This window comes from Pseudomonas sp. NPDC088885 (genome assembly GCF_044750025.1).
Classification (GTDB): domain Bacteria; phylum Pseudomonadota; class Gammaproteobacteria; order Pseudomonadales; family Pseudomonadaceae; genus Aquipseudomonas; species Aquipseudomonas rustica.
Genome location: NZ_JBIVJB010000050.1, coordinates 1 through 16,027, shown reverse-complemented (window position 1 = coordinate 16,027; position 16,027 = coordinate 1). Strand labels below are relative to the sequence as shown.

Here is a 16,027-nt window from a genome sequence, read left to right as displayed (position 1 = left end):
CTCGACTCTGAAGGAACGGAACATGGCGCTGATCGAATGTTATGAATGCAAGCGGAACATCAGTTCCGAAGCCTTGGTGTGCATTCATTGCGGGGCTCCGATGGCCGAGCAAGCGGCGCATGTGCAAGCGCAGGCCGCCGCTGCCCCCACGAAGGCCTCGACGATTTCTTTCGGCAGTCTGCCGCGCAACAAGGCTGTGCCGGAGGCCGTTGTCCCGCCCGCCGCTGAACCGCTACCGAAAGTGATGCCCGCCGCAGCAGGGCGCCGTCGTCGTCAGCAAGCGGCGCAACCGGTTCAACCGCAGATCAATGCCGATGGCAGCCGCCCGGTCGAAGGCTGGCTGAAGATCATGATCTTCCTGCTGCCGATGGTGTTTGTCTGGTTCCTGCTGCGCAACGGGCACTCGGCGAAACAACGGCTGTTCGGCTTCGGCTGGCTGGCCTTGCTGATTCTGGCGTCGTCGCTGTCGCCGAAATAACGGTCAGCCCTCGACCTGGTTCTGCGGCGCACCCGCCGCCCAGGTCGCGATGTTGTGCAGCGTGGTTGCCGCGATCGCGCCCAGTGCCTCGCGCGTGAGAAACGCCTGATGCGCGGTGATGATCACGTTAGGAAAGGTCAGCAATCGCGCCAGCACATCGTCCTGCAACGGCAAGTCCGAACGATCCTCGAAAAACAGCTGTGCCTCTTCTTCGTAAACATCCAGCCCCAGATAACCGAGTTGCCCGTCCTTCAGTGCGTCGATCAGCGCTGGCGTGTCGACCAGTCCGCCGCGCCCGGTGTTGATTAGCATCGCGCCAGCCTGCATGTGCGCCAGTGAATCGCGGTTGATCAGGTGTTTGCTCTGCTCATTGAGCGGGCAGTGCAGGCTGATGATTCGCGACTGCGCGAGCAGCTCCGGCAAGCTCAGATAACGCGCGCCCAAAGCGACAACGTCCGGGTTTGGATACGGGTCGTAAGCGAGCAACTCGCAGCCGAAACCGTGCATGATTTTCGCGAAGGTCGCGCCGATCTGTCCGGTGCCGACGATGCCCACCGTTTTGCCGACCAGATCAAATCCGGTCAGACCGTGCAGGGTGAAGTCGCCTTCGCGGGTGCGGTTGTAGGCGCGGTGCAGACGACGGTTGAGGGCGAGAATCAATGCCACCGCATGTTCAGCGACAGCATGCGGCGAATACGCGGGAACACGCACGACCGCCAGTCCTAAACGCTTGGCGGCAGGCAGATCGACATGGTTGTAACCCGCCGAACGCAAGGCAATCAGCCGCGTGCCGCCAGCGGCGAGGCGTTCCAGCACCGGAGCACTGAGATCGTCATTGATAAACGCGCAAACCACTTCGTGTTGGTCGGCGAGGGCCGCTGTGTCGAGGCTGAGCCGGGCCGGTTGAAAATGCAGTTCGAGATCCGCCGGGCAGTCGGCGGCGAGGAAGCTGTCGCGGTCGTAGGTCTGACTGCTGAAAACGATCGTGCGCATGAAATCCTCCTGGAGCATCGACGCGGGTTGAAACACCCGCGAGCACTTTAGCGGCAACAGCGGTACGCGGTGTTGCGCTGGGTCAGGCGCTGATCTTCGCTTGCGTGGCCAAGCGATTGATCGAACGTTCCAGTTCATCCAGCGCTGCCGAGGCCTTGGGGTCATCCTGCTTGAGCAAGGTTTCGCTGCGCTGACAGGCCGCGCGCAATTGCGGCACGCCGCAGTAACGGGTGGCGCCGTGCAAGCGATGCACGCGCTCGAGCAAAGCGTTTTGATCGTGGCTGTCGCGGGCCGTGCGAATCGCTTCGCGGTCGGCTTCAAGCGAGGCCAGCAGCATCGCCAGCATGTCTGCCGCCAGATCGGCTTTGCCGGCGGCCAGACGCAAACCTTCGTCGTGATCGAGCACCGGCAATTCATGGTTGAGCGCAGCGCTGTCGCTGAGTCGATCCGGCGCCTGATTGCGTAATGCCAGACCGGTCCACTTCAGTACCACCTGCGCCAGTTGCCGCTCGCTGATCGGTTTGGTCAGGTAATCGTCCATGCCGCTTTGCAGCAGCGCGCGTTTTTCGTTGGCCATCGCGTGGGCGGTGAGGGCGACGATTGGCAGCGGCGTGCAATGCCGCTCGCTTTCCCACTGGCGAATGGTTTCGGTGCTCTGGCGCCCGTCCATGCCGGGCATCTGCACGTCCATCAGCACCAGATCGAAGGATTCCGTTTGCACGGCTTTGACAGCGGCGTACCCGCTCTCGACCGCGAGCACTTTGGCGCCCATGTCTTCGAGCAAGGTCTGCACCAGCAACAGGTTTGCCGGGTTGTCGTCGACGCACAGCACACGCGGCGCACGACTCGACAACGGCTCGCCCGGTTCGCTGCGCATCTGGCGCGGATTGACCAGATCGGACAAGGCCCGGCGCAACTTGCGCGTGCAGGCCGGTTTCGCCTGCAACTGGCTGTGCGGGTTGGGCACCGACAGATGGAACAGCGTCTGCTCGGTGGTCGGGCACAGCACCAGTACTTTGCAGCCGAGGTGTTCGAGATCCCAGATGTGCTGGTTCAAACGCTCCGGCAGCATGTCATTGCTGGTGATGCCGATCACCGCCAGATCAATCGCCTGATCGGTCTGATGCGCGCCGGTGACGCCATTGGTCAAGGTTTCGAGGGTATTGAACGGCGTGACGTCGAGGCCGCAATCTTCCAGTTGATGCTGCAAGGCCTGACGCGCCAGTTCGTGATTTTCCAGCACCGCCACGCGACGCCCGAGCAGCGGCGCGGCGGGCAGGTCTTCGGCGTCGTCGCGGGTTTTTGGCAGGCTCAGGCTGATCCAGAATTCCGAACCTTCGCCCGGCGTGCTGTCGACGCCGATTTCGCCGCCCATCTGCTCGATCAAGCGTTTGGAAATCACCAGCCCCAACCCGGTGCCGCCGGGCTGGCGCGACAGCGAATTGTCGGCCTGACTGAACGCTTGAAACAGTGCGCGCACGTCCTGATTCGACAGGCCGATGCCGGTGTCCTGAATGCTGATGCGCAGTTGCACGCTGTCTTCGTGCTCTTCTTCGAGCATGGCGCGGGCGACGATGGTGCCTTCGCGGGTGAACTTGATCGCGTTGCTGACCAGATTGGTGAGGATCTGCTTGAGGCGCAGCGGATCGCCGACCAGCGACAGCGGCGTGTCGCGATACACCAGACTGACCAGCTCCAATTGCTTGGCGTGCGCGGCCGGGGCGAGGATGGTCAGAGTGTCCTGCAACAGGTCGCGCAGGTTGAATGGAATATGGTCGAGCACCAGTTTACCGGCCTCGATTTTCGAGAAGTCGAGGATCTCGTTGATGATCCCCAGCAGGCTGTCGGCGGATTTTTCGATGGTGCCCAGATAGTCGAGCTGACGCGGGGTCAGTTCGCTTTTCTGCAACAGATGCGTGAAGCCGAGAATGCCGTTGAGTGGCGTGCGGATCTCGTGACTCATGTTGGCGAGGAATTCGGATTTGATCCGGCTTGCTTCCAGCGCTTCTTTGCGCGCCAGATCCAGCTCGATGTTCTGGATCTCGATGGTTTCCAGATTCTGGCGCACGTCTTCGGTGGCCTGATCGACGCTGTGCTGCAACTCTTCGCGGGCGTTCTGCAGGGTGCCGGCCATGCGATTGATGCCGGAAGCGAGTTCATCCAGTTCCTGACTGCCGAGCGGCGGCAGACGGGTTTCCAGATGACCGTCCTTGAGTTGCGCGACGGCCTGTTTGATCTGGCCCAGCGGACGGTTGATGGTGCGGCCCATGCGCAACGCGAGCAGCGCGGCACCGGCCAGACCGGCGACTATTAATAGAAGGCTGGCAAACAGACTGCGATAACCGCGCAGCAGCATGCCGTTGTGCGAGAGTTCCAGTTCAACCCAGCCCAATAAGCGATCGGACTCTGCCGGGATCAGTTCGCCGGCGAGGTTGCGGTGCTTACCGAACACCGGCATCAGGTAGCGCGTCGCGTCATTGCCGCTGCGTCGTTGCAATTGTGCGCTGTCACCGCTCGGCGCCTGATTGAGCATGGTCGGCCCGGCGTGGGCCAGCGGCGAGCGATCCGGCGCAAGGAAGGTCACCGCGCGCACGTCGGGTTGTTCAAGGGATTGCGTGGCGATGCGCTCCAGCAACTCATTGTTGCCGTGACCCATGGCGGGCGCGACCAGCGGGGCCAGCTGTTCGGCGATCATTTCGCCGCGCTGCATCAATTGGCTCTGCAAGTCGGACTGCTGCATCCAGGTGAAATAGCCACCCAGCACCAGCGCCATCAGGCTGGTCGGCAACAAGGTCAGCAACAACACGCGACCTTTGATTCCCAGTTTCTTGAGCACGCCTATCTCCTGCATCCCGCTGATCTGTTGACTCATGCGTGCATCCGGCACGCGACATTGGCGCAGTGTAGCGATTTGCTCGCGGGCAATCTCCGGAAAAATGGTGTCGCCATCGGTCAGCGCGTAGGTGCTCGTTTGTCCGAAGGGCTAACCATCAGTTGCCCGATGCCCGGCAATCTTGAATAATCGCCCTCAACTGAGAATGACTTGCAGATACTCATGACTCCTGTTTCCGTTGGCCAGCCACGCATACTTTCCATCGAGGACGATCCGGTACTCGGCGCCTATGTTCACGAACATCTGGGCCGCAGCGGCTTTCAGGTGACCTGGTGCCAGAACGGTCAGGAGGGCTTGAACATTGCCAAGCGCCAGCCGTTCGACGTGGTGCTGATGGATATTCTGCTGCCGGGCATGGATGGTTTGAACGTGCTGACGCAATTGCGCCAGAGCCATTCGACGCCGGTGCTGCTGATGTCGGCCCTGGGTGCCGAGGCCGATCGCATCAGCGGTTTCCGCCTCGGTGCCGATGATTATCTGCCCAAGCCGTTCAGCATGGCCGAGCTGCATGTGCGCATCGAAGCGATCCTGCGCCGGGTCGCGCTGGATCGGCGTCCGGCGGCGAGTGCGTCTGCCGCGACGATCAGTGCGCTGCATTTTGACGATGAACAGTGCGACGTGTTTTTCCGCGATCAACCTGCCGGGCTGACCCGTAGCGAATTTCGTCTGCTGGAAACCCTCAACCGCAATGATGAAGAAGTGCTGAGCAAAGCCTTCCTTTATCAGCACGTTTTGCAACGCGGCTACGCGGCCCACGATCGCAGCCTCGACATGCACATCAGCCAGATCCGCCGCAAACTCAAAGCCATCGGTTACACCGAGCGGGAAGTGCGCACGGTGTGGGGCAAGGGTTATGTACTGAGCGGTGCCGATGAAACTGTCTGAACTGCCGGGCCGCCATTCGCTGTTCTGGAAACTCGCCTGTCTGCTGGTCGCGTTCTGCCTGCTGATGATCTGGCTGAGCTGGTCGTGGGGCCGCTACATGGAGGAGCGCAACCAGTTCCTCTCCGACGAGGCGCGCGGCACGCTGGCGCGGTATGCCGGTGAGGCCGAACGTGCCTGGCAGCGCGGTGGTCGCAGCGGTATTGATGACTGGTTACAGAGCATGGAATTGCGCGAGGCCAGTTGGGTCGGCGTGATCGGCGGCAATTTGCAGTCGCTGAGCAACGATCCGCTGAACGATCAGGAAACCCAGCACCTGACCTTTTTGCGCGGCCTCGACTGGCCGATTCACAAACAGGGGCGGCCGTGGCTGCGCATTCCATTTCCCAAAGACCCGGCCGCTGGCAGTCTGGTGATCGAATTGCCCGAGCGTTTTCTGCCGGGCAAATATCGGGTGTTCTGGCGGGTGATCACTAACGGCGTGATTCCGGGACTGTTCACTTTGCTGTTGTGTGTCGGGTTGTATCGCTTGCTGGTGGTGCCGCTGAATAATTTGCGCGAACAGGCCAACGCCTGGCGTGCCGATCAATTGAATGTACGACTGTCGAGCGGGATTACCCAGCGCCCGGATGAGCTCGGTGAACTGGCAAGGGCGTTTGATTCGATGTCCGAGCGCCTGCAATCGACCGTAGCCCTGCAACAGCAATTGCTCCGCGACCTGTCCCACGAATTGCGCACGCCGCTGAGCCGCCTGCGCGTGGCCAGCGAAAGTGAGCAAGGTCTGCCGCAATTGCGCGAGCGCATCGGTCGTGAAGTCGACGGCATGCAACGGCTGGTCGAAGACACCTTGCAACTGGCTTGGCTCGACACCGACCGCACGCCACTGCCCGACGAGGCAATCCAGATTCAGGCGCTGTGGGAAATGCTTACCGACAACGCCTGTTATGAAAGTGGTTGGCCGAGCCTGCAATTGCAGTGTTCGGTCGAGGCATCGTGCTGGGTGCGCGGCAATCTCAACACGCTGGCGCAGGCGCTGGAGAACATTTTGCGCAACGCGATTCGGCATTCGCCGGAAGGCGGGATCGTCCGGCTCGATGGGCGGCGTGATGGCGATTACTGGCATTTGTGGCTGGAGGATCAGGGCGGTGGTGTGGCTGACGCGGATCTGCAGCGGATCTTTTTACCATTCACCCGACTGGATGGCTCGCGGCCCGGCGACGGAGGGTTTGGTTTGGGGCTGAGCATTGCGCGCAATGCGGTGCAGCGTCAGGGCGGGTTTATTTGGGCGGAGAATAGCGGGGCGGGGTTGCGGCTGAATTTGCGCTTGATGGCTGAAGGTGACTTTGCGCCGACTGACGCATTCGCGAGCAGGCTCGCTCCCACATTGGATCTTTGTTCACCACGGATTGTGTAATCAACACTTCTAACTGTTAGCACTGTTGGCACTAATTTTTTGAGCGACACCGTCCCCTGTGGGAGCGAGCCTGCTCGCGAAGAGGCCATTCGCATCGCTACAAATGAAACTTCCGAGCTTAAAAGTCTCACGAGTGGTGAGACAAATGCTGCTTATTCCCATAAACCATAAGCACCGCACTTTGCGTGATATGGCCTGCGCGGGTTTGCCGGTATGATAGGCGCCCCCGCACGTCTGGATTGCGAATACGCCATGACCTTGCAGTACCCAACCATCGCCGATTGCGTCGGCAACACTCCGCTGGTGCGTTTGCAGCGCCTGCCCGGTGCCACCAGCAACACCCTATTGCTCAAGCTCGAAGGGAATAACCCGGCGGGTTCGGTCAAGGATCGTCCGGCGTTGTCGATGATCACTCGCGCCGAGTTGCGTGGGCAGATCCACGCCGGCGATACGCTGATTGAAGCGACTTCGGGTAACACCGGCATTGCGCTGGCCATGGCCGCCGCGATCAAGGGTTACAAGATGATCCTGATCATGCCGGACAATTCCAGCGCCGAGCGCAAAGCGGCGATGACCGCTTACGGTGCCGAGCTGATTCTGGTCAGTCAGGAAGAAGGCATGGAAGGCGCGCGCGACCTCGCGCAGCGTATGGAAGCCGAAGGCCGTGGCAAGGTGCTCGATCAGTTCGCCAATGGCGACAATCCTGAAGCGCACTACACCACCACCGGCCCGGAAATCTGGCGTCAGACCCAGGGCACCATCACCCATTTCGTCAGTTCGATGGGCACCACCGGCACCATCATGGGCGTGTCGCGCTACTTGAAAGAGCAGAGCGACAACGTGCAGATCGTCGGTTTGCAGCCGATGGAAGGCTCGGCCATTCCCGGCATTCGCCGCTGGCCGCAGGAATACCTGCCGAAGATTTATCAGGCTGACCGTGTTGATCGCATCGTCGACATGGCGCAAAGCGAAGCCGAGGACGTCACCCGTCGTCTGGCCCGTGAAGAAGGCATCTTCTGCGGCGTGTCCTCGGGCGGTGCGGTGGCAGCGATGCTGCGCCTGTCCAAAGAAGTTGAAAACGCGGTGATCGTCGCGATCATCTGCGACCGTGGCGACCGTTACCTGTCGACCGGCATTTTCGACGCGCCCAACTGATGGCCAAGCACGAGAGAGGCTTGCGCTTTCAGCCCACTGGCGGAAGCAAGGCCCCGCAAATTCCGACCGGCAAGAAGCAGCGCTTGAGCATCGAGCGCCTGGCCAATGACGGTCGCGGTATCGCGTTTTTCGAAGGCAAAACCTGGTTCGTCCTCGGCGCCCTTGCCGGTGAAGAGGTCGAAGCGCGGGTGCTCGGCGCCCACGGTAAAGTGGTCGAGGCGCGTACCGAGCGCGTATTCACCGCCAGCGAACTGCGTCGCCCGGCGCCGTGTCAGCATGCCGGTCGTTGTGGCGGTTGCAGCGTTCAGCATTTGCCCCACAGCGAACAGCTTGCCCTGAAACAGCGCATGCTCGCCGAGCAATTGTCGCGCGTTGCCGGTGTCGAACCTGAAGAGTGGGCAGCGCCGCTGACCGGCCCGGAATTCGGCTATCGCCGTCGTGCCCGGATCGCGGTGCGCTGGGACATGAAAGCGAAGAAACTCGAAGTCGGTTTTCGCGCGGCTGGCAGTCAGGACATCGTCGCGATCAGCGAGTGCCCGGTGCTGGTACAGCCCTTGCAACCGATCATGACCCGTTTGCCGGAGATGCTCCGTCGCTTGAGCAAGCCGCAAGCGTTGGGTCACGTCGAGTTGTTCAGCGGTTCGTCGCTGGCGGTATTGCTGCGGCACATGGCGCCGTTGTCCGAGGCGGATCTGAGCATCCTCAAGGACTTCTGCCAATTCCATGAAGCGCAACTGTGGCTGCATGGCGAAGGCGAACCACAGCCGGTCGATGCCACGCAGTCGCTGGGCTATCGCCTGGAGCAGTGGGATTTGAACCTGGCTTACCGGCCGGGCGACTTTATTCAGGTCAACGCCGGCGTCAACGAAGCGATGGTCGCGCAGGCGCTGGACTGGTTGAAGCCAGGCAGCGATGAGCGCGTGCTGGATCTGTTCTGCGGCCTCGGCAACTTTGCCTTGCCGCTGGCCAAATCCGTGCGTGAAGTGGTGGCGGTCGAAGGCGTGCAGACCATGGTTGATCGCGCCGCAGCCAACGCTGCTAGTAACAATTTGCATAACACAAAGTTTTTTCAAGCCGATTTATCCCAGCCTTTGAGCCATGCTCAGTGGATCGGAAACGGTTTTTCTGCGGTACTCTTGGATCCACCGCGTGACGGTGCTTTCGAGGTGGTACGCAAGCTTGCGACCCTGGGCGCGAAGCGGTTGGTGTATGTGTCGTGCAACCCGGCAACGCTGGCGCGCGACACGGTCGAATTGATCAAGCAGGGCTACCGGTTAAAACGTGCCGGGATTCTCGATATGTTTCCTCAGACGGCACATGTCGAGGCCATGGCGTTATTTGAAGCGAGCCAGGATGGCTCGTCTGAATCCGCCTGACCTGTCCGCGCAGCGCTCGCATCAGCCCCGCGAGCGCAAACGGGCAGTAGAGGTCAGCGATTTGACGCATTGAATCTGCGTCGTAGGGAAGGTAAAGCAAGATGGTACAGGTGAGAGCACACCAGCCGATCAACACTGACGGCAGTATCAATCTCGAGGCTTGGCTCGATCACGCGGTCAGTGTCGATCTGGCACTGGATCGCGAAGCCTTGAAAGAAGCCTGCGAGTTCGCTCGCGAGGCCGAACAACAGTCCAATGCCAAGAAGAATCTGTGGGCCGAAGGCTCCGGCAGTTTCAGCACGGGACTTGAGATCGCCGAGATTCTCGCCGACCTCAAACTCGATCAGGATTCGCTGGTCGCTGCGGTGCTTTATCGCGGCGTGCGCGAAGGCCAGATCGAACTCGCGGCCATCAGCCAGCGCTTCGGCCCGGTGGTGGCCAAACTGATCGACGGCGTGCAGCGCATGGCTGCGATCAGCGCCAGCCTCAGTCCGCGTCAGTCGATGGTGATGGGCACGCAAGGGCAGGTGGAAAACCTGCGCAAGATGCTCGTGGCGATGGTCGACGACGTGCGTGTCGCGTTGATCAAACTCGCCGAACGTACCTGCGCGATTCGTGCGGTGAAAACCGCCGACGATGAAAAGCGTAACCGTGTCGCCCGCGAAGTGTTCGACATCTATGCGCCGCTCGCGCACCGCCTCGGCATCGGTCATATCAAATGGGAACTGGAGGACTTGTCCTTCCGTTACCTCGAGCCGGATCAATACAAGCAGATCGCCAAGTTGCTCCACGAGCGACGGCTTGATCGCGAGCGTTTCATCGCCGACGTGATGACCCAGCTCAAGGACGAATTGCAGGCCACCGGCGTTGACGCCGACATCAGCGGCCGGGCCAAACACATCTATTCGATCTGGCGCAAAATGCAGCGCAAGGGTCTGGAATTCAGCCAGATCTACGACGTGCGTGCGGTGCGTGTGCTGGTGCCGGAAATGCGCGACTGCTACACCGCGCTCGGTATCGTCCACACCTTGTGGCGGCACATCCCGAAAGAATTCGACGACTACATCGCCAACCCGAAAGAGAACGGCTACCGCTCGTTGCACACGGCGGTGATCGGCCCTGAGGGTAAAGTGCTTGAGGTGCAGATTCGTACGCACTCGATGCACGAAGAGGCCGAACTCGGCGTCTGCGCGCACTGGCGCTACAAAGGCACCGACGTCAAATCCGGTTCGAATCACTACGAAGAGAAAATCTCCTGGCTGCGTCAGGTGCTCGAGTGGCACGAAGAACTGGGCGATATCGGTGGTCTGGCCGAACAGTTGCGCGTCGATATCGAACCGGATCGGGTCTACATCTTCACCCCCGACGGTCACGCCATCGACTTGCCGAAAGGCGCGACGCCGCTGGACTTCGCTTACCGCGTGCACACCGAGATCGGTCACAACTGCCGTGGCGCGAAGATCAACGGGCGCATCGTCCCGCTCAACTACAGCCTGCAGACCGGTGAGCAGGTCGAGATCATCACCAGCAAGCACGGCACGCCGAGCCGCGACTGGCTGAACTCGAACCTTGGCTACGTCACCACTTCGCGGGCGCGGGCGAAGATCGTTCACTGGTTCAAATTGCAGGCGCGTGATCAGAACGTCGCCGCCGGTAAAACCCTGATCGAACGCGAACTGGCGCGCCTCGGTCTGCCAGCGGTGGACTTCGACAAGCTGGCCGACAAGGCCAACATGAAAACCGCCGAAGACATGTTCGCCGCCCTTGGTGCCGGCGACTTGCGTCTGGCGCAACTGGTCAACCTCGCGCAACAACTGGTCGAGCCGGAGCGTGGTAACGAGCAGCTGGAACTGATACCGCGCAAAGCCACCGGTTACAAACCGGGCAAGCGCGGCGACATTCAGATTCAGGGCGTCGGTAACTTGATGACGCAGATGGCCGGCTGCTGCCAGCCGCTGCCGGGCGATGCGATCGTCGGCTACATCACACAGGGCCGTGGTGTGAGCATTCACCGTCAGGACTGCGCCTCGGTGCTGCAACTGTCGGGGCGCGAGCCAGAGCGGATCATTCAGGTCAGCTGGGGCCCGGTGCCGGTGCTCACCTATCCGGTGGACATCATCATCCGTGCTTACGACCGCTCCGGTCTGCTGCGTGACGTTTCGCAGGTGTTGCTCAACGAGCGCATCAACGTGCTGGCGGTCAACACCCGCTCGAACAAAGAGGACAACACCGCGTTGATGTCCCTGACCATCGAGATCCCGGGTCTGGATGCGCTGGGACGGTTGCTCGGGCGGATTTCCCAGTTGCCGAACATCATCGAAACGCGGCGTAACCGTACCCCGTGAAGATCGACGCCGATCAACTGTGGGAGCGAGCCTGCTCGCGAAGAGGGTGTGTCAGTCGACATCATTGTTGCAGACACACCGCTTTCGCGAGCAGGCTCGCTCCCACAAGGTTTTGTGGTGAGAGATAAATGATGTACAGCCTTGAAGACCTGCTCCATCTGATGAGCCGCCTGCGCGATCCGCAGTTCGGTTGCCCGTGGGACATCAAGCAAACCTACGCGACCATCGTTGCGCACACCCTTGAAGAAGCCTACGAAGTGGCCGACGCCATTGAGCGTGGCGACTTCGATCATCTGCAGGGCGAGCTCGGCGATCTTATGTTCCAGGTCGTCTATTACAGCCAGTTGGCCAAGGAAGAAGGGCGCTTCGAATTTGCCGGGGTGATCGACAGCATCACTCGCAAACTGATCCGTCGTCATCCTCACGTCTTTCCGACCGGCGATCTGTACGCGCCGCTGGATGTTCCGCGCTTGAGCGAAGAACAGGTCAAGCAGCGCTGGGAAGAGATCAAGGCCGAAGAACGTGCCGAGAAGTCCGCTGCGCCCGAGCAACTGTCGCTGCTCGACGACGTGCCGGCCACGCTGCCAGCCTTGTCGCGTTCAGCCAAGTTGCAAAAGCGAGCAGGGCAGGTCGGTTTCGACTGGCCGGAGGCTTTGCCGGTATTCGATAAGGTGCGCGAAGAGCTCGATGAAGTCCTTGAAGCCATGTCGCAAAACGATCCTGTCGCGGTGGCGGACGAGATCGGTGACTTGCTGTTTTCCGTGGTCAATCTGGCCCGGCATCTGAAGGTCGATCCGGAAACTTCGCTGCGTGGCGCCAACAGCAAATTCGAAAGACGCTTCCGTTTTATCGAACAGGCATTGCGCGACACCCACCGTCCCATAGAAGATTGCACCCTCGAAGAGTTGGACGCCCTGTGGGGCGAAGCCAAACGTCAGGAAAAGAATGCGCCCAGCTGCGGCTGAGCAACTGCCCAAGTGAGTAAGCATTAATGAGTATTTCCCTTCGCGACCAGTTGCTCAAAGCAGGCCTGGTCAACCAAAAGCAGGCCAAGCAGGTCGGCAAAGACAAGCAGAAGCAGCAGCGTCTGGCGCACAAAGGCCAGATCGAACTGGATGACTCGCAACAGCGCGCCGCTCAGGAAGCCAAGGCCGAGAAGGTCAAGCGCGACCAGGAGCTGAACCGCCAACAGCAGGAGAAAGTTGAAGCCAAGGCGCGTGCTGCTCAGGTCAAGCAACTGATTGAAGTCTCGCGTCTGCCGAAGCTGACCACCGAGGACTACTACAACTTCGTCGACGACAAGAAGGTCAAACGCATTTCGGTCAACACGCTGATGCGCAACAAGCTCAGCAGCGGTTCGCTGGCGATCGTCCACCATGCCGGCGGCTACGAAGTGATTCCGCGTGAAGCGGCCCTGAAGATTCAGGAGCGCGATCCGCAGCGCATCGTCCAACTCAACGTGCAGACCGAAGAAGTCAGCACCGAAGATGATCCGTATGCGGCGTATCAGATTCCTGATGATCTGATGTGGTAATGGTTTTAATGTTCTAGCGACTTACATCTTTGCTAGTACTTTGAAAGTGTTTATAGATTGAACCCGCCGATTCGTATCGATACGATCGGCGGGTTTTCTTTTGGCAGAAATTAACGTGTTTGAAGTGTGAGGATTTTGCGCTGCTTATAAACAGCGCGTTGCATTTTTATATAGGTTTTTTTGTAGGGGAGAATTAATGGAATTAACTTGAATGAATAAGGATATTGCTGATGTTATTAAGCATTGCTTCGTTGCGCCAACCGACTTTTGAACCGCAGTTTTTTGAGTTGCGGGCGCCTGGCCAGTCAATTACCGATTACGTGATCAGCGAACTGGATGTACGGGCCGAGTACGTGCGCCGCAAGATCAGGATCGCCGCCAAGGCCGCTGCCGCGGATCACGATGGCGCGGACTGTCTGTTCTTCACCCTGCCAGAGTTTTTCTGGAATATCCCTTGGCGTGAAGTCGACAGCGAGCAAGAGCTGCACGAACTAACGACCGCTTACCTGGAAAAAGTGCCCGCGTACATTTCGTCGTTAATGAAAGATCTGCCCATGGAACGCTATGGCAAGATTGTCCTGTTGGCGGGAAGTTGTGCGACGTTGATAAAGATAGGCGAGGGTGACGCAAGTTATTACGAGGTTATCAATTATTTGCTGACCATCACAAACAAAGAATACGAGGCAGATATACCGTTGATGTCGATGTGGCCCAAGCGCCATGTTTCCGGCATCGATTTTGGTCAGCATATTGGCAATGAAGATGGTTTCTGGTTCTTCAGGCTGTTTGATGAGTTTGTTATCAAGGTCAAGGATTACAGTTCCGTCAGCGCGGAGCACAGTTACTTTGACGGATACGAAGGGCTGTTTATCAATAGCCTGGTGCCGGGATGCCCGTTCGGCATTAACGTGTGCCTTGACTATGCCGTGCTGAAGGAAGGTGAGCGGGATAAGGAAGTTGAAATCCCTGAAGTGAAAATCGACTTCCTGATTGCCTGCGGCATGTCTTTGGACTACGACAAGCAGCACCCGACTGCCGTGCAATACTCGATCAGGAATGACGGCATGGGCCGTGGTGCATGTGAGGTGGTCAGACTCGACCAGGGGCTGATCGTCGATGAAATAGCTTCGGAGGAAATCGACGACAACCTTTATTTGAGTGTGATTCGCGTGGTGTGAAGGTTTTGATGTTGTTGCAGCCTGCCACCCCGAAAGGGACAGGCTGCAACCCTGAAGAGTGGTGAGTCAGGCGGATCGTAGATCCCGTTGCTGTTCTTGCACTTCCAGTTCGGCCTTGTAGTTGTGGGCATCGATCTCGTTGTGGAACATGCCGACCAGCAAGTCTTGTTGATGCACATCCCAGATCCGTATACCCGCGGCTACGCCTTCATGGGACATGTGTGAATCGTCGCGTTCAGTTACTTTTACAGTCATCTGCTAGCTCCAATCTCTGGTTTATCTGCAGCAAGGCGTGTGCAGGACTCTTTTATATGTTTTGGTAGCTTGCTAAGTAAACGGCTGATTTGTGCAATGTGTTGTTGCGGTTTTTGCAACAGTGCTGCAGCCCCCGTAAACCGCGACATTCGGTCGCAGGGGGTAAAGTTTCATGACAGAAGTTTCATTTCCAGACGCATGCAACCCTGTGTAGGAGCTGCCGAAGGCTGCGATCTTGATCGATCCCACGCTCCGCGTGGGAATGCCTCTTGGGACGCTCCGCGTCCAGTGACGCGGAGCGTCACGGGCAGCATTCCCACGCAGAGCGTGGGAACGATCATTCGCGAGCAAGCCCGCTCCCACAGGGGAATGTGGTTTTCCGGATAATTTCTTCAGACGAAAAAAAACGCCCCGAACCAGTCGGGGCGTTTTTATGTGTGGCTCAAGCTCGGGGAATTACTTGCCTTCCCAGCGCTTCAGTACCAGCGTGGCGTTGGTGCCGCCGAAGCCGAAGCTGTTGCTCATCACGGTGTTGATGGTGGCGTTCTCGCGGGTCTTGGTCAGCACCGGCAGATCGGCCACTTCAGGATCCAGCTCGTCGATGTTGGCGGAGCCGGCAATGAAGTTGCCTTCCATCATCAGCATGCAGTAGATCGCTTCGTGAACGCCGGCAGCGCCCAGGGAGTGACCGGACAGGCTCTTGGTCGAGCTGATCGCAGGTGCCTTGTCGCCGAACACTTCACGCACACCTTTCATTTCCGCAACGTCGCCGACCGGAGTCGAAGTGCCGTGGGTGTTCAGGTAGTCGATCGGGGTATCAACGGTGGACATCGCCATCTGCATGCAGCGGATCGCGCCTTCGCCGCTCGGGGCAACCATGTCGTAGCCGTCGGACGTCGCGCCGTAGCCAACGATTTCGGCGTAGATTTTCGCGCCACGGGCCAGAGCGTGTTCCAGCTCTTCAACCACGACCATGCCGCCACCGCCAGCGATGACGAAACCGTCACGGTCTTTGTCGTAGGCACGGGAAGCCAGTTCCGGAGTGTCGTTACGCTTGCTGGACAGAGCGCCCATGGCGTCGAACAGGAACGACTGGCTCCAGTGCTCTTCTTCACCGCCACCGGCGAAGACGATGTCCTGCTTGCCCATCTGAATCTGTTCCATGGCGGTACCGATGCAGTGAGCAGTGGTGGCGCAGGCAGAAGCGATGGAGTAGTTCAGGCCCTTGATCTTGAATGGCGTGGCCAGGCAAGCGGAAACGGTGCTGCTCATGGTCCGCGTGACACGGTATGGGCCAACGCGCTTCACGCCTTTCTCGCGCAGGATGTCCAGCGCTTCCATCTGGTTCAGCGTGGAAGCACCACCGGAGCCAGCAACGAGGCCGGTACGCGGGTTAGACACTTGCTCCTCGGTCAGGCCGGAGTCAGCAATGGCGTCTTTCATGGCCAGGTAGGCGTAAGCCGCTGCGTGGCCGACGAAGCGATAGATCTTGCGATCGATCAGCTCTTCAAGGTTGAGGTCGAT

General features: G+C 59.5%; 13 protein-coding genes. 9 read left to right on the top strand and 4 right to left on the bottom strand.

From position 1 onward, the window contains the following. The first annotated feature begins 22 nt into the window (after positions 1–22). A complete protein-coding gene (locus tag ACIP1X_RS18565) occupies positions 23–478 on the top strand; it encodes a hypothetical protein (protein ID WP_212548943.1) in 456 nt (151 codons plus the stop codon). Positions 479–481: 3 nt separating this feature from the next. On the opposite strand, the gene ACIP1X_RS18560 is transcribed toward ACIP1X_RS18565, so the two are convergent. Then, positions 482–1,471, bottom strand: a complete 990-nt coding sequence (locus tag ACIP1X_RS18560) for a 2-hydroxyacid dehydrogenase (protein ID WP_400754158.1) — start codon at positions 1,469–1,471, stop codon at positions 482–484. A gap of 82 nt (positions 1,472–1,553) precedes the next feature. Continuing rightward, positions 1,554–4,307 carry a response regulator gene (locus tag ACIP1X_RS18555; protein WP_053123306.1) on the bottom strand — a complete coding sequence of 918 codons (2,754 nt, stop codon included), beginning with the start codon at positions 4,305–4,307 and terminating at the stop codon, positions 1,554–1,556. A 219-nt stretch (positions 4,308–4,526) separates the two neighbouring features. Between ACIP1X_RS18555 and ACIP1X_RS18550 the strand changes: the two genes are divergently transcribed. The 8 genes from ACIP1X_RS18550 to ACIP1X_RS18515 all read left to right on the top strand — a co-directional run bounded on the left by ACIP1X_RS18550 (position 4,527) and on the right by ACIP1X_RS18515 (position 14,248). Continuing rightward, positions 4,527–5,249 carry a response regulator transcription factor gene (locus tag ACIP1X_RS18550; RefSeq protein ID WP_400754156.1) on the top strand — a complete coding sequence of 241 codons (723 nt, stop codon included), beginning with the start codon at positions 4,527–4,529 and terminating at the stop codon, positions 5,247–5,249. Then, a complete protein-coding gene (locus tag ACIP1X_RS18545; protein WP_400754153.1) occupies positions 5,236–6,660 on the top strand; it encodes a histidine kinase sensor domain-containing protein in 1,425 nt (474 codons plus the stop codon). The genes ACIP1X_RS18550 and ACIP1X_RS18545 overlap by 14 nt, the downstream gene beginning before the upstream one ends. 252 nt (positions 6,661–6,912) lie before the next feature. Further along, the gene (cysM, locus tag ACIP1X_RS18540) at positions 6,913–7,815 is read left to right on the top strand and encodes a cysteine synthase CysM (RefSeq protein ID WP_053122764.1); all 903 of its coding nucleotides are present in this window, start codon (positions 6,913–6,915) and stop codon (positions 7,813–7,815) included. Continuing rightward, positions 7,815–9,191, top strand: a complete 1,377-nt coding sequence (gene rlmD / locus ACIP1X_RS18535; protein ID WP_212543816.1) for a 23S rRNA (uracil(1939)-C(5))-methyltransferase RlmD — start codon at positions 7,815–7,817, stop codon at positions 9,189–9,191. Before cysM ends, rlmD begins: the two co-directional genes overlap by 1 nt. Positions 9,192–9,292: 101 nt before the next feature. Then, positions 9,293–11,536, top strand: coding sequence for a GTP diphosphokinase (gene relA / locus ACIP1X_RS18530; protein WP_053122760.1), 2,244 nt, complete (start codon positions 9,293–9,295; stop codon positions 11,534–11,536). Between the two features lie 131 nt (positions 11,537–11,667). After that, positions 11,668–12,501 (top strand): nucleoside triphosphate pyrophosphohydrolase, encoded by an 834-nt coding sequence (mazG, locus tag ACIP1X_RS18525; protein ID WP_400754179.1) that lies wholly within the window; start codon positions 11,668–11,670, stop codon positions 12,499–12,501. Positions 12,502–12,527: 26 nt separating this feature from the next. Beyond that, positions 12,528–13,070, top strand: coding sequence for a DUF2058 domain-containing protein (locus ACIP1X_RS18520; protein WP_053122756.1), 543 nt, complete (start codon positions 12,528–12,530; stop codon positions 13,068–13,070). A 230-nt stretch (positions 13,071–13,300) separates the two neighbouring features. Beyond that, positions 13,301–14,248, top strand: coding sequence for a hypothetical protein (locus ACIP1X_RS18515; RefSeq protein ID WP_400754151.1), 948 nt, complete (start codon positions 13,301–13,303; stop codon positions 14,246–14,248). Positions 14,249–14,314: 66 nt separating this feature from the next. Here the strand turns inward: ACIP1X_RS18515 and ACIP1X_RS18510 are convergent, their stop codons facing one another. Both ACIP1X_RS18510 and fabB read right to left on the bottom strand, forming a co-directional pair. After that, positions 14,315–14,503, bottom strand: coding sequence for a hypothetical protein (locus tag ACIP1X_RS18510; RefSeq protein ID WP_008079144.1), 189 nt, complete (start codon positions 14,501–14,503; stop codon positions 14,315–14,317). Between the two features lie 456 nt (positions 14,504–14,959). Next, positions 14,960–16,027 (bottom strand): beta-ketoacyl-ACP synthase I (gene fabB / locus ACIP1X_RS18505; RefSeq protein ID WP_400754149.1); only part of this gene is annotated, 1,068 nt, incomplete at its 5' end.